The sequence below is a fragment of the Dankookia sp. GCM10030260 genome (assembly GCF_042666655.1).
Classification (GTDB): Bacteria; Pseudomonadota; Alphaproteobacteria; order Acetobacterales; family Acetobacteraceae; genus Paracraurococcus.
Window position 1 is genome coordinate 61594 of record NZ_JBHTDE010000008.1, and the last position, 13980, is coordinate 75573.

General features: G+C 70.9%; 14 protein-coding genes. 8 read left to right on the forward strand and 6 right to left on the reverse strand.

Annotation, left to right across the window (positions count from 1 at the left end; translation table 11 throughout):
- Positions 1–39 precede the first annotated feature (39 nt).
- Both ACFQS7_RS21805 and ACFQS7_RS21810 read right to left on the reverse strand, forming a co-directional pair.
- On the reverse strand, positions 40–1227 hold the full coding sequence (locus tag ACFQS7_RS21805) for a M20 aminoacylase family protein (RefSeq protein ID WP_380069247.1): 1188 nt from the start codon (positions 1225–1227) through the stop codon (positions 40–42).
- A gap of 105 nt (positions 1228–1332) precedes the next feature.
- Positions 1333–3048 (reverse strand): dihydroxy-acid dehydratase, encoded by a 1716-nt coding sequence (locus tag ACFQS7_RS21810; protein ID WP_380069248.1) that lies wholly within the window; start codon positions 3046–3048, stop codon positions 1333–1335.
- A 201-nt stretch (positions 3049–3249) separates the two neighbouring features.
- Here ACFQS7_RS21810 and rplM point away from each other — a divergent pair, with 201 nt between their 5' ends.
- Positions 3250–3726, forward strand: a complete 477-nt coding sequence (gene rplM / locus ACFQS7_RS21815; protein WP_380069249.1) for a 50S ribosomal protein L13 — start codon at positions 3250–3252, stop codon at positions 3724–3726.
- Between the two features lie 2 nt (positions 3727–3728).
- Entirely contained in the window at positions 3729–4223 is a 495-nt protein-coding gene (gene rpsI, locus ACFQS7_RS21820) for a 30S ribosomal protein S9 (protein WP_380069250.1), read from the forward strand.
- Positions 4224–4415: 192 nt separating this feature from the next.
- Here the strand turns inward: rpsI and ACFQS7_RS21825 are convergent, their stop codons facing one another.
- Positions 4416–4901, reverse strand: a complete 486-nt coding sequence (locus ACFQS7_RS21825; RefSeq protein WP_380069251.1) for a hypothetical protein — start codon at positions 4899–4901, stop codon at positions 4416–4418.
- 192 nt (positions 4902–5093) lie between these two features.
- Between ACFQS7_RS21825 and argC the strand changes: the two genes are divergently transcribed.
- Together argC and ACFQS7_RS21835 are read left to right on the forward strand one after the other, a co-directional pair.
- Entirely contained in the window at positions 5094–6047 is a 954-nt protein-coding gene (gene argC / locus ACFQS7_RS21830) for an N-acetyl-gamma-glutamyl-phosphate reductase (RefSeq protein ID WP_380069252.1), read from the forward strand.
- Positions 6044–6580: a gamma carbonic anhydrase family protein gene (locus ACFQS7_RS21835; RefSeq protein WP_380069253.1), complete on the forward strand. Its 537-nt coding sequence runs from the start codon at positions 6044–6046 to the stop codon at positions 6578–6580. The genes argC and ACFQS7_RS21835 overlap by 4 nt, the downstream gene beginning before the upstream one ends.
- Positions 6581–6655: 75 nt before the next feature.
- Here ACFQS7_RS21835 and ACFQS7_RS21840 read toward each other — a convergent pair whose 3' ends face one another.
- From ACFQS7_RS21840 to ACFQS7_RS21850, 3 genes are all read right to left on the reverse strand, one after another.
- Positions 6656–8170 (reverse strand): tripartite tricarboxylate transporter permease, encoded by a 1515-nt coding sequence (locus ACFQS7_RS21840; protein WP_380069254.1) that lies wholly within the window; start codon positions 8168–8170, stop codon positions 6656–6658.
- Positions 8171–8262: 92 nt separating this feature from the next.
- Positions 8263–8793, reverse strand: coding sequence for a tripartite tricarboxylate transporter TctB family protein (locus ACFQS7_RS21845; RefSeq protein WP_380069255.1), 531 nt, complete (start codon positions 8791–8793; stop codon positions 8263–8265).
- A 25-nt stretch (positions 8794–8818) separates the two neighbouring features.
- Positions 8819–9823, reverse strand: coding sequence for a Bug family tripartite tricarboxylate transporter substrate binding protein (locus ACFQS7_RS21850; protein ID WP_380069256.1), 1005 nt, complete (start codon positions 9821–9823; stop codon positions 8819–8821).
- Positions 9824–10098: 275 nt separating this feature from the next.
- Here ACFQS7_RS21850 and ACFQS7_RS21855 point away from each other — a divergent pair, with 275 nt between their 5' ends.
- The 4 genes from ACFQS7_RS21855 (at position 10099) to ACFQS7_RS21870 (ending at position 13952) form a co-directional block, all read left to right on the forward strand.
- The gene (locus tag ACFQS7_RS21855) at positions 10099–11616 is read left to right on the forward strand and encodes an acyl--CoA ligase (RefSeq protein ID WP_380069257.1); all 1518 of its coding nucleotides are present in this window, start codon (positions 10099–10101) and stop codon (positions 11614–11616) included.
- A gap of 10 nt (positions 11617–11626) precedes the next feature.
- The gene (locus tag ACFQS7_RS21860; protein ID WP_380069258.1) at positions 11627–12604 is read left to right on the forward strand and encodes a 2-dehydropantoate 2-reductase; all 978 of its coding nucleotides are present in this window, start codon (positions 11627–11629) and stop codon (positions 12602–12604) included.
- Between the two features lie 155 nt (positions 12605–12759).
- Positions 12760–13320 carry a hypothetical protein gene (locus tag ACFQS7_RS21865; protein ID WP_380069259.1) on the forward strand — a complete coding sequence of 187 codons (561 nt, stop codon included), beginning with the start codon at positions 12760–12762 and terminating at the stop codon, positions 13318–13320.
- Positions 13320–13952 (forward strand): hypothetical protein, encoded by a 633-nt coding sequence (locus tag ACFQS7_RS21870; protein ID WP_380069260.1) that lies wholly within the window; start codon positions 13320–13322, stop codon positions 13950–13952. Before ACFQS7_RS21865 ends, ACFQS7_RS21870 begins: the two co-directional genes overlap by 1 nt.
- Positions 13953–13980: the final 28 nt, after the last annotated feature.

Consider the following 13980-nt stretch of genomic DNA (forward strand, 5'->3'; position numbering starts at 1 on the left):
GCCCGGCGGGGAGGGGCGGCGCCAGGCCGCCCCGCTGCCTCAGCCGCGCGGCAGCAGCTGCTCCGCCAGCGTCGCCCAGTAGCTCGCGCCGATCGGCAGCACCGCGTCGTTGAAGTCGTACATCGGGTGGTGCACCTGCGGGTCGGCCGGGCCGCGCCCGGCGCCGAGCATGATGTAGTTGCCCGCCTTGGCGTTCAGCATGAAGGAGAAATCCTCGCCGCCCATGGTCGGCCGCGGCATCTCCTGCACCCGCGCCTCGCCGGCCACCGCCTGCGCCGCGCGGAGCGCCAGCCGGGTGCTCTCGACCTCGTTCACCGTCGCCGGGTAGCCGCGGTCGAAGACCGCCTCGGCGGTCGCGCCGAAGGCGGTGGCGATGCCGGTGACGAGGCTGGTGAACTTCGCCTCCAGCAGGTCGCCGACCTCCGGCTTGAACCAGCGCGCGGTGCCGCGCAGCGTGACCTCCTGCGGGATGACGTTCCAGGTGTCGCCGCCCTGGATATGGCCGATGGTGACGACGCCCGATTCCACCGGGTCGACGTTGCGCGCGACCACGCTCTGCAGCGCGGAGACGATGGCGGCGGCGATGACGATCGGGTCGTTGCCCTGGTTCGGCATGGCGCCATGCGCGCCCTTCCCGGTGATCGTCGCCCGGAGATTGGCGGTTGCCGCCATCACCGGGCCGTCGCGCCACATGAAGACGCCTTCCGGCGCGCCGGGCCAGTTGTGCATGCCGAAGACCCGCTCCATCGGGAAGCGGTCGAACAGGCCTTCCTGCACCATGACGTTGCCGCCGCCGCCGGCCTCCTCGGCCGGCTGGAAGATGACATAGACGGTGCCGGAGAAATTCCGCGTCTCCGCCAGGTAGCGGGCGGCGCCGAGCAGCATGGTGGTGTGGCCGTCATGGCCGCAGGCATGCATCTTGCCGGGAACGGTCGAGGCATGCGGCAGGCCGGTGGCTTCCAGGATCGGCAGCGCGTCCATGTCGGCGCGCAGGCCGATGGCGCGGCCGCTGCCGCCCTGGCCCCCCCCACTGCCATGAATCACGCCCACCACGCCGGTCTTGGCGATGCCGGTGATCACCTCGTCGCAGCCGAATTCGCGCAGCTTGGCGGCGACGATGCCGGCGGTGCGCACCTCCTCGAAGGCGGTTTCCGGATGCGCGTGCAGGTCCTGCCGCCAGGCGGTCAGCTCAGGGTGGAACTCGGCGATGCGATTGAGAACGGGCATGATTTTCTGTCCGGCTGCTTGGCACAGCCTATCGGGCGTGAGCGTGCGACTTGCAAGGGCCGGGCAGGGGCCGGGGGCGGACCCCCGCCGCCCCCGCCGAGGTCGTCAGGCGCCCTCGGGCCGCAGGAAGGCGAAGTCGGCCCCTTCCGGCGCCTGCAGCACCTGGTCGTGCACCAGCTGGTCCCAGCCGCGCCGAGGCCGGGCCGGCGGTGCCCAGGCGGCGCGGCGGCGGGCCAGCTCGGCCTCCTCCACCAGCAGGTCGAGCCGGCGCTCCCTGACCGAGAGCCGCACCCGGTCGCCCGATTCGATCAGCCCGAGCGGCCCGCCGGCGGCGGCCTCGGGGGCGATGTGCAGGACGATGGTGCCGAAGGCGGTGCCGGACATGCGGCAGTCGCTCATCCGCACCATGTCCTTGACGCCCTGCCGCGCCAGCTTCTTCGGGATCGGCAGGTAGCCCGCTTCCGGCATCCCGGCCGGCGTCAGCGGCCCGGCGTTCTTCAGCACCAGGATGTCGCTGGCGGTGACGTCGAGGTCGTCGCGGTCGATCCGCTCGGCCAGGTCGGCCAGCCCGTCGAAGACCACGCAGCGCGCCTCGGTCTCGAACAGGGCCGGGGTGGCGGCGCTGCGCTTGAGGATGGCGCCGTCGGGCGCCAGGCTGCCGAACAGCGAGACGATGCCGCCGACCGGCGAGACCGGCGTGGCACGGGCGCGGATATAGGTGCGGTCGACCCAGGGCGTGCCGGCATCGATCTGCTCGGCCAGCGTCCTGCCGTAGAGGTCGATGGTGTCGAGGTGCAGCAGGTCGCGGAGCTCGCGCAGCAGCGCCACCATGCCGCCGGCGGCGTGGAAATCCTCCATGTAGCCCTCGCCGGTCGGCTTGAGGTCGACCAGCACCGGGGTCTCCTCGCTCAGGGCGTCGAGCCGCTTGAGGTCGATCCTGACCCCGACCCGGCCGGCGATGGCGGTCAGGTGGATCAGCGCGTTGGTCGAGCCGCCCAGCGCCAGCAGCACGCGCAGCGCGTTCTCGACCGACTTTTCGGTGATGAGCTGCGACGGCCGGACGGGGTGGGTGATCAGGCGGACGGCCAGCTCCCCGGCCTCCTCCGCCATCCGCAGCCGGTCGGAATGCACCGCCGGCGCCGAGGCCGCCATCAGCGGCATGAAGCCGAGCGCGGCGGCGAGACACGCCATGGTCGAGGCGGTGCCCATGACGCCGCAGGTGCCCGAGGTCGTCGCCAGCTTGCCCTCGATCTGGCCGATGCGCTCGGCCGAGACGGTGCCGGCGCGGTACTGCGCCCAGTAGCGCCGGCAATCGGTGCAGGCGGCCAGCCGCTCGCCCTCGAAGCGCTGGGCGAGCATCGGGCCGGTGACGAGCATGACGCAGGGCACGTCGGCGCTGGCAGCGGCCATCAGCTGGGCCGGCACCGTCTTGTCGCAGCCGCCGATCAGCACCGCGGCATCCATCGGCTGGGCGGTCAGCATCGCCTCGGTGTCGAGCGCCATCAGGTTGCGGTAGTGCATGGAGGTCGGGGTGAGGGACGGCTCGCAGAGGCTGACGGTGGGGAAGCCCAAGGGCAGGGCGCCGGCGCCGAGCACGCCGCGCTTCACCGCCTCGACCAGCTCGGGCACTGAGCGGTGGCAGTTGTTGTAGTCGGAGGCCGTGTCGGCGATGCCGACCACCGGCTTCTCCAGCGCCTTGCGCGAATAGCCCATCGAGGCGGCGAAGGTGCGCCGGAGATAGAGGGAGAATTCGCGGTCGCCGTAGTTGGCGACGTTGCGGGCCAGGCCTTTCGGATCGTTGCCCTTCGGATCGTCGGTCACTCGTTGTCTCCCTCGGCGCCGCTCGGCACGCGTCGGCGGCATGATAGTGCGGCCGGCGCGGCGGGCCAGCCTCCCGGCGCCGACTATTCCGCCGGCTGCGGTACCGGGATACCGCATCGCCGAATCCGGCCTTTTCCCTTGACCTGCGGCCGGTCGGGGGCCATAAGCCGCGCCTCACCACCTTCCGGACCGATCGAGACGATGTCGCTGCTAGAGACGCAGACCCGCTCGCTGAAGCCGGCGGACGTGCAGAAGGGTTGGTTCGTGGTGGATGCGGAGGGCCTCGTGCTCGGCCGCCTCGCCACGATCATCGCCATGCGCCTCCGCGGCAAGCACAAGCCCCAGTTCACCCCGCATGTCGACTGCGGCGACCATGTCATCGTGGTCAACGCGCAGAAGGTGAAGGTGACCGGCAACAAGGCGGAACAGTCCGTCTTCTACTGGCACACCGGCTACGCCGGCGGCATCAAGGAGCGCACCGTGCGCGAGCGGCTCGAGGGCAAGCACCCCGAGCGCGTCGTCGAGAAGGCGGTCGAGCGGATGATCACCCGCGGCCCGCTCGGCCGCGCCCAGATGAAGAACCTGCATGTCTATGCCGGGGCCGAGCATCCCCATGCCGGCCAGCAGCCGGTCGAGCTCGACATCGCCGGCATGAACCGCAAGAACAAGGTGGCTTGAGCATGAGCGAGCAGATCACCGGCACGCTCGCCGACCTGAAGACGCTGGTGCAGGGCACGCCCGCCGCCGGCGAGGCGGCAGCGGTCGCCCGTACGCCCAAGCGCGACCAGTGGGGCCGCGCCTATGCCACCGGCCGCCGCAAGAACGCGGTCGCCCGCGTCTGGGTGAAGCCCGGCAAGGGCAACATGGAGATCAACGGCAAGCCGGTGCTGACCTACTTCGCCCGGCCGGTGCTGCGGATGCTGCTGTCGCAGCCCTTCCTGGTGGCCGACCGCTACGAGCAGTTCGACATCGTCGCAACCGTGGTCGGCGGCGGGCTGTCCGGCCAGGCCGGCGCGGTGCGCCACGGCATCAGCCGTGCGCTGACCAACTACGAGCCGGAGCTGCGGCCGATCCTGAAGAAGGCCGGCTTCCTGACCCGCGACCCGCGCGTGGTCGAGCGCAAGAAGTACGGCAAGGCCAAGGCCCGCCGGTCCTTCCAGTTCAGCAAGCGCTGAGCCTGCACCCCGAGAAAGGCCCCGGCAGCGATGCCGGGGCCTTTTTCATGTCTGCGCCAGGAAGGTCGAGGGGGAAGCATTCGCCCTCCAGACCCCACCCTACCTTCTTCTCGGCTTGGCACCTGCCGCGCGGCAGGTGCCAAGCCCACGGAAACAGCGATGGGTCGAGGGAGGATGCTTCCGCCCTGGCCTTCAGACCTCGAAGGCCAGCAGCCGCGTCTCGCTGTCGATCGCGTGCAACTGCCCCTGGCCCGCCGAGGCGCGCCGGTAGTGGATGTCGCAGGCGCCGGCACCGTAGTCCGGCGAATACTCGATGGTGGTGCCCTCGCGCGGTTCGATGAAGCCGGTGTTGCAGCCGCGCGCCGGCCCGTGCCAGGCGCCGAGCAGGCCGGCGACACCCTGCATCTCCGCCTGCCACGCGGCCAGCCGGTTGGCGGCATCGGCGTAGCGGCCGGCATGGTTGCAGGAGCCGTAGAGCGCCAGGATCGGGCCGGCCTGACGCGTCGCCATGAAGTCCCGCAGGGTTGCGACCGCGGTGTCCGGTGCCTCAGCATCGAGATTGACGCCGAACAAGGCCCCGGCCGTCATCGCCACCACGCCGAGGCTGCGCGGCGCCTGCGGGAAGCCGAGCAGGTCGCGGGCGGTGCCGACTTCGCCTGCATTCAGATAGACGGGCATCCTTGGCCATTCCCCCTTTTGTCGTTCCGCCATTCAGCACAACAAAAGCCTGCCGGTTCAAGCCTCGCGTGGCTTCCGTCGCCGCGGTCCGACGGCGCCGTTGCATGGCTGGGGTGCAGCCGCTCGGGGCCGGCAGCCCTTGCATCGCCGGCCGGTTTTGCGGCCTATGCGGGGGCGTGAGGAGTGCGCGACATGGCCAAGGGCAGCATCCCGACGGTATTCATCGATGGCGAGGCCGGGACCACCGGCCTGCAGATCCGCGAGCGGCTGGACCTGCTGCCGCATGTCACCGTCCGATCCATCGCACCCGAGCGCCGCAAGGACCCCGGGGCGCGCCGCGCCATGATGGAAGCGGTCGACCTGGTCGTGCTCTGCCTGCCGGACGAGGCGGCGAAGGAGAGCGCGGCGCTGGCTGCCTCGCTCGGCGCCGCGGCGCCCAAGGTGCTGGACGCCAGCACCGCCTTCCGGGTGAACCCGGACTGGGCCTATGGCCTGCCGGAGCTGTCGCCGGAGCAGCCGGCGAGGATCGCCGGCTCGATGCGGGTGTCCAATCCGGGCTGCTACCCGACAGGCGGCATCCTGCTGCTGCGGCCGCTGATCGAGGCCGGGCTGCTGCCGGCCGACTACCCCATCACCGTGAATGCGGTATCCGGCTATTCCGGCGGCGGCAACGCGATGATCGCGGCCTATGAGGCGCGCACCGCGCCCGACTTCGAGCTGTACGGGCTGGGGCTGGAGCACAAGCATGTCGCCGAGCTGCATCTGTACAGCGGGCTGGCGCGGCGGCCGATCTTCGTGCCCAGCGTCGGCGATTTCCGCCAGGGCATGATCGACAGCATCCCGCTGCACCTGGACCTGCTGAAAGGCAACCCGACGCCGGCGGATCTCGAGGCGGTGCTGGCGGCGCGCTATGCCGGCAGCGACTATGTCCGCGTCGTCGGGGCCGAGGCCAAGCTGGAGCCCGAGGCGCTGAACAACACCAACCTGCTGGAGCTGCGGGTGCATGGCAATGCGGTGCGCGGCCAGGCGGTGCTGACCGCGCGCTACGACAACCTGGGCAAGGGGGCCTCCGGCGCGGCGGTGCAGAATCTCGGCCTGATGCTGGGCATCGCGGTCGAGACCCGGCTGCCGGCCGCCGCGGAATGAGCGACGTCTCGCCGCCCTTCTATCCCTTCGAGGGCAAGGCCCCGGCGGTGCACGCCACCGCCTGGGTCGCGCCGACGGCGGCCGTGATCGGCGACGTCACGATCGGGGCTGGCAGCAATGTCTGGTACCATTGCGTGCTGCGCGGCGACACCAACTTCATCCGCATTGGCGCCGGGACCAATATCCAGGACGGCACCATCATCCATGTGAACCGGGCCGCCGAGGCGACGATCATCGGCGACCATGTCACGGTCGGCCACGCCGCCATCATCCATGCCTGCACGCTGGAGGACTTCGCCTTCGTCGGCATGGGCGCCACAGTGCTGGACGGCGCGGTGCTGGAGGAAGGCGCGCTGCTGGCCGCCGGCAGCGTGCTGCCGCCGCGCAAGCGCATGGGGCGATTCGAGTTCTGGGTCGGCAACCCGGCCAAGTTCGTCCGCGTCCTCGGCGAGGAGGAGCGAGTTCGCTTCGGCCGCACCGCCCCGCACTATGTCGAGCTGGCCGCCCGCTACAAGGCAACCCTGGCAGGCTAGCCACCCCCCCGGGTTCCAAGGGCCTTTCGGCCTTTGGCGGGGGGTGCAGGGAGACAGCGTCCCCCTGCTGCTGGGTCAGGCCGCCCGGGCTTTCCCGATGCCGCCCATCACCACCCCGCGCAGCCAGCCCAGCAGCGGCCAGGCCAGCAGGGCGATGCCGGCGGCCATGATTCCGCCGCTGAGCCAATTGTGGAAGAAGACGCCCATATTGCCCTCGCTGACCAGCAGCGACTGGCGGAAGGCTTCCTCGGTCCGGTCCCCCAGCACCAGGGCCAGGACCAGCGGCGCCAGCGGGTAGTCCAGCTTCTTCATCACGTACCCGATGATGCCGAAGATCAGCATGAGCACGATGTCGAACTCGGCATTGCTGACCGTGTACGCGCCGATGGCGCAGACGGTGAGGATCAGCGCGGCGATGATCGGGAAGGGGACTCGCAGGATGGCGGCGAACCAGGGCACCGCCACCAGCACCACCAGCAGCCCGGCGATATTGCCGAGATACATGGAGGCGATCAGCCCCCAGACGAACTCCTTCTGCTCGACGAAGAGCATCGGGCCCGGCTGCAGCCCCCACATGATCAGCCCGCCCAGCAGCACCGCCGCGGTGGGCGAGCCCGGCACGCCAAGGGTGAGCATCGGCAGCAGGGCCGAGGTGCCGGCGGCATGCGCCGCGGTCTCGGGCGCGATGACGCCCTCGATCTTGCCGTGGCCGAAACCCGCCGGGTCCTTCGACATCTTGCGGGCGACGCCATAGGACATGAAGGAGGCCGGCGTCGCGCCGGCCGGGGTGATGCCCATCCAGACGCCGATCAGCGAGGAGCGCGCCGCGAGCAGCGCGTGCTTCGGCATCTCCTTCCAGGTCTTCAGCACGACCTTCAGGTCGATCCTGGCCTTCTGTCCCTTGAAGCTCAGCCCGTCCTCGATGGAGCAGAGGATCTCGCTGATGCCGAACAGGCCGATGACGGCGACCAGGAAGTCGAAGCCGCGGATCATCTCCTCCGACCCGAAGGTCATGCGCAGCTGGCCGGTGACGGTGTCCATGCCGACCGCGGCCAGCAGGAAGCCCAGCATCATGGCGGCCAGCGACTTCAGCGGCGAGCCCTTGGCCATGCCGACGAAGCTGGCGAAGGAGAGGAACATCACCGCGAAGAATTCGGGTGGTCCGAAGCGCAGCGCGAACCCCGCGATGATCGGGGCGACGAAGGTGATCATCACCACGGCGACGAAGGCGCCGACGAAGGAGGAGGTGAAGGCGGCCGTCAGTGCCTCCCCGGCGCGGCCCTGCTGGGCCATGGGATAGCCGTCGAAGGTGGTGGCGACCGACCAGGGCTCGCCGGGGATGTTGAACAGGATGGAGGTGATGGCACCGCCGAACAACGCGCCCCAGTAGATGCAGGACAGCATGATCACCGCCGAGACCGGCGGCATGGCGAAGGTCAGCGGCAGCAGGATGGCGATGCCGTTGGCGCCGCCGAGGCCGGGCAGGACGCCGATCAGCACGCCGAGCACGACGCCGACCAGCATGAGCAACATGTTCTCGGGCTGCAGGGCCACCGAGAAGCCCTGCATCAGCAGGCCGAGTTCTTCCATGGGACGCAATATCCGTCAGAGTCGCCGCCGGCGAGGCCGGAGGGCCTCGCCGCAAGGAACGGTCGTGGAGTCGGGGAGGGGAGAGCGGCGGCTCAGAAGCCGAGCAGGTCCTCGAGCGGGCCCTTGGGCAGGCCGACCAGGAACCAGATCTCGAAGGTGACGAAGGCGACGACGGCGGTGGCCAGGCCGGCGGGCAGGGCGCTGCGCCAGGTGAAGTCGCCCAGCTTCATCATGAAATAGGCGACCAGCACGGCGGAGGCGACGTAGAGGCCGGTGACGGGGATGGCGGCGACGTAGAAGACGGTGGGGATCAGCACCGACATCACCAGGCGGAGCTGCGGCCAGGTGACGAACATCTCGCCCGCCGAATCGCTGCGGCCGCGCAGGATCGGCAGCAGGTTGGCGAAGCTGGACGCGGCCAGGACGATGCCGATCCAGAAGGGGAAATAGCCGGATTGCGGGCCGTCGGCGCCCCAGCCGGCGCCGATGCGGGCGCTGTCCCAGATCGCCGCGGCGCCGACCATGGCGAGGGCGAGGGAGGTGGCCACTTCCATTGCGTTGCGGGTGACGCCCGGCGCGCTGCTGCGGACGACCGGGGCCATGTCGAGGGTGGTGCTGCTCATCGGACTGGTTCCTTGTCGTCGTCGGCTACGAAGGCTGCGCGAGGAAGCCGGCTTCCTGCATCAGCGTCCTGTGGCGGTCGTCCTCCTTGCCCAGCCAGGCGCGGAAGGGCTCGCCGGTCAGCGCCGTGGTGTTGAAGGCGCCCTGCTGCATCAGCTCCTTCCACTCCGGCGTCTCGCGCACCTTGGCCATCAGGCCTTCGTAGAAGGCGACCTGCTCGGGCTTGACGCCGGCCGGCATGAAGATGCCGCGCAGCATCAGGTACTCGACGTCGAGCCCCTGCTCGCGCGCGGTCGGGATGTCGGACCAGGCCTGGGTCTCGGTCATCTTCTCGGTGTAGGGCAGGCGCTTGTCGTCGAAGACGCAGAGTGGGCGCAGCGCGCCGGACCGCCAGTGGGTCACCGCCTCGATCGGGTTGTTCACCGTGGCGTCGATATGGCCGCCGACCAGCTGCACCGCGACCTCCCCGCCGCCGCGGAAGGGGATGTAGGCGAAGGGCGCGCCGCTGGACTTGGTGATCGCGGCGGCGATGATCTGGTCTTCCTGCTTCGACCCGGTGCCGCCGAGCTTGAGCCGCTGGTCCTTCGCCGCGGCGAGGAATTCGGCAACCGTCTTCCAGGGCGAGTCGGCCTTCACCCAGAGCACGAACTCATCCAGCGCCATCATGGTGACGGGGGTGAGGTCCTTCCAGTTGAAGGGCACGCCGGTGGCCAGCGGCGTGGTGAACAGGTTGGACAGGGTGATGACCAGCATGTGCGGGTTGCCGCGGGCGCCCTTGGCTTCGAGGAAGCCTTCCGCCCCGGCGCCGCCGGCCTTGTTCACCACGACGATGGGCTGCTTCATGAGCCCGTGCTTCGAGACGATGCCCTGGATGACGCGCGCCATCTGGTCGGCGCCGCCGCCGGTGCCGGCGGGGACGATGAACTGGACCGGACGCGCCGGCTCCCAGCCGCGCTGGGCGTGGGCGGCGGGGGCCATTGCGGCGAGCGCGGTGCCCAGCAGAACCGTGCGGCGCGTTGTACCCAACTGCATTCTTTCTCATCCCCGGCGGCGTCAAAGTCGTAAAATCTCATCGCCGAACACGCAGTGCGCCCCGGCGTTGCCCCCAGTTCGGCCCGAAATTTGGGTAAAGCAACGAAAAGCGTGTAAAGCGGACAATGAAATGAAGACCGCCGCGACGTGACGCTGATACGGCCTCGGACCATCCGCCGCGGCTCCGGATCGGCGCCCACCACGCCCTGCCTTGCCGTTCCCGATCACCTGATGCACAGGAGCGCCGACAAGGCCCGCCAGGGGAAAGACACGCCATGACCGCTGCCAGTACCATCACCGACCTGCTCGACGCCGGCGCGGCCGACCGCCCCGCCATCCGCGCACCGGAGCGCCCCTCGCTCGGCTATGCCGGGTTGCGGGCGCTGGCGGAGCGCACGGTGGCCGGGCTGAACCGCATCGGCATCGGCCGCGGCGACCGGGTGGCGATCGTGCTGCCGAACGGGCCGGAGATGGCCGCGAGCTTCGTCGCCATCGCCTGCGGCGCCACCACCGCGCCGCTGAACCCCGCCTACAAGGACGAGGAATTCGCCTTCTACCTGGAAGACCTGAAGGCCAGGGCGCTGGTGGTGCAGCAGGGCTGGGAAACCCCGGCCCGCGCCGTGGCGCAGCGGCTCGGCGTGCCGGTGATCGAGTTGGTGGCGGGCGAAGCGGCCGGCGAGTTCACCCTGGAAGGCGGCACCCCGGGTGCCGCGGCGCGGCCGGGCCTGGCCGGGCCGGACGACGTGGCCCTGGTGCTGCACACCTCCGGCACCACAGCGCGGCCGAAGATCGTGCCGCTGACCCATACCAACGTCACGGCCTCCGCCGGCAACATCGCCCGCACGCTGCGGCTGGGCGCCGAGGATGCTTGCCTCAACGTGATGCCGCTGTTCCATATCCACGGGTTGATCGCCGCGACTCTGGCATCGCTGGCCGGCGGCGGCGCGGTGATCTGCACGCCGGGCTTCAACGCGCTGCGCTTCTTCGCCCTGCTCGATGCCGAGCGGCCGTCCTGGTACACGGCGGTGCCGACCATGCACCAGACCATCCTGGCGCGGGCCGAGCGCAACGCCGAGATCATCGCCCGCGCCCCGCTCCGCTTCATCCGCTCGTCCTCCGCATCCCTGCCGGCGCAGGCGATGAAGGACCTGGCCGCGGTCTTCTCCGCCCCGGTCATCGAGAGCTACGGCATGACCGAGGCCAGCCATCAGATGTGCAGCAACCCGCTGCCGCCCGGCGCGCAGAAGCCCGGCATCGTCGGCCTCCCCGCCGGGCCCGAGGTCGCCATCATGGACGACGACGGCACGATGCTGCCGCAGGGCGAGATCGGCGAGGTGGTGATCCGCGGCCCCAACGTCACCAAGGGCTACGAGGCCAACCCGGAAGCGAACGCCAAGGCCTTCACCAATGGCTGGTTCCGCACCGGCGACCAGGGGATGTTCGACCGCGACGGCTACCTGATGCTGACCGGCCGGCTGAAGGAACTCATCAAGCGCGGCGGCGAGCAGGTCTCCCCGCTCGAGGTGGACGGCGTGCTGTCGGAGCACCCGGCGGTGGCCCAGGCGCTGACCTTCGGCATCCCGCACCCGATGCTGGGCGAGGAGGTCGGCGCCGCCGTGGTGCTGCGCGAGGGCATGGCGGTGACCGACCGCGAGTTGCGCGACTTCGCCGCCAAGCACTTGGCCGACTTCAAGGTACCGCGGAAGGTGGTGTTCCTGGCGGAGATCCCGAAGGGCGCGACCGGCAAGCTGATGCGCATCGGCCTGGCCGAGAAGCTCGGCATCACGGCCTGAGGGCGCGGCGATGAAAATCTGCATCTTCGGCGCCGGCGCGATCGGTGGGTTGATGGCGGCGAAGCTGGCCGCCAAGGGCGAGGCCGAGGTCACCGTCATCGCCCGCGGCCCGCATCTCGCGGCCATGCAGGCCAACGGCCTGAAGCTGATCTCGGACGGCCAGGAGACGGTGGTGCACCCGCGCTGCGTCGCCTCCGCCGCCGAGGCCGGCCGCCAGGACTATGTCGTCATCACCCTGAAGGCGCCGGCGCTGGCCGGGGCCGCGGCGCAGATGCAACCGCTGATCGGGGAGGGGACGACGATCGTCTCGGCGGTCAACGGCGTGCCCTGGTGGTACTTCCACAAGCTGGCCGGGCCGCATGAAGGCCGCCGGGTCGAGAGCGTCGACCCGACCGGCGAGGTCGGCCGGCTGCTGCCGCCCGAGCGCGTGCTCGGCTGCATCATCTACCCGGCCGCCGAGGTACCCGAGCCCGGCGTCATCGAGCACACCTACGGTGACCGTTTCACCTTGGGCGAGCCGGACGGCAGCCGCAGCGACCGCGCCATGGCACTGTCCGCCGCACTGTCCGCGGCCGGCTTCAAGGCGCCGGTGCGGCCCAAGATCCGCGACGAGATCTGGGTCAAGCTCTGGGGCAACCTGGCCTTCAATCCCTTGAGCGCGCTGACCACCGCGACGCTCGACGTCATCACCGGCGATGCCGAACTCCGCGCGGTCTGCCGGCAGATGATGGTGGAGGCGCAGGCGGTGGCCGAATCGCTCGGCGTCCGCTTCGCCATCGATGTCGACAAGCGCATCGCCGGCGGGGCCGAGGTCGGCGCCCACAAGACCTCGATGCTGCAGGACCTGGAGCGCGGCCGGCCGATGGAGGTCGATGCGCTGCTCGGCAGCGTGGTCGAGCTGGCCGGGATCGCCGGCATCCCGGCGCCGACCTGCCAGACCGTGCTGGCGCTGCTGCGGACCCGGGCGAGGCTGGCTGGCTGCTATTGAATGCATCGGTCGCATGACGGTGCGGTGAGGCTCCGGCAATTGTGTGGCGACGCCAAAGCCCGCATGGTGCCGGGCGGAGGAGTCGCGTCGCGGTTCCCGGTTGCGGCGACCGGGGCCGGCCTTGCGTGCCGCCTCGAACCATGGAGACTTCGCGCATGAGCAAGGCTTTCCTGCCGCTGGCCATCCTACTGGCCCTGGGCGCCTGCGGACCGCAGCCGGCGCAGGTGACTGCCAGCCTGCCGGCGGATGCGATCGTCGGCGCCGGCGACCCGCTGCGCAGCGCCGCGGCCAATACCTCGGTGGCCTTCGGCTCGCCGCGGCTGCTCGCCGGCCGCCCCGCCGATGCGGCGCGCGCGGTGGCGCAGATGGAATACCTCGCCGTGCAGATCCCCAACAACCCGCGCTTCCTCGGCCTCTCGCCCACCACCGGCAGCCAGCTCGTCGCGGCGCGGCGCGAATGGCGCGGCGCCCTCGGCATCCCGGCGGAACAGCCGCCGCAGGCGGTGATCGATTCGCTCTATGCCGCCGCCCGCGCCCTGCAGGCCGGGCAGAGGGATGCCGCGGCCGCGGCGCTGCCGGCCAGCGTCTTCCCGCAGGGCGGCCAGACCGCGCTGCTGCGCCTGGCCTCGCTGCCCAGCCTGCCGCTCACCAACGATGCGGCGGTGATGGTGTCGCAGTCGCTGCAGCGCAGCGAACCCAATCCCGGCCGCTTCTGATGCGGCACGGCGCCCTGATGCTGCTGTTGCTGGCCGCCGGCTGCGCCGAGATGCGGCAGGCGCCGCCCGCCATCCCGACCGCGGCGCTGGCCCCGAACAGCGCCGATGGCGTGCGCGGCGCGATCGAGGCGATGGCCCCGGCCTTCGCCGACCGGGCACGCGGCCTAGCCGACCGTCCGGCGGAGGCGGCGCAGGCCGCGGCGCAGCTCGAATTCGTCACCGCCGCCATCCCGCGCGACCCGCGCTACGCGCCGATACCGGAAGGCATCCGGCGCGAATTGCTGCTGGCGCGGCAGGAATTGCGCGACGCGCTGGGCACCGCCGATGACGCGACGCCCGAGGCGGTGGTGCCGGCGCTGCTCGCCGCCGCCGGGGCGCTCCGCACCGGCGACCGGGCCCGCGCGGCACGCGCCCTGCCGGCGCCGATCTTCCGCCCCGGCGGGACGCGCAGCGTCGATCGCCTCGGCGAGCTCGGCCCGCTGCCGCAGGCGGCCATCGCCAGCGAGCTGCTGCAGCGGGAGGTGGCCCGGCTGGATGCGGAGGGCCGCTGGCTCGCCGGCCGGCCGGTGGATGCCAGCGGCAACCTCATCACCACCTTCGGCCTCGGCGGCAATACCGGCGTCGGTTACTGAGCCGACCGGGGAGGATACCTGCTCCCCG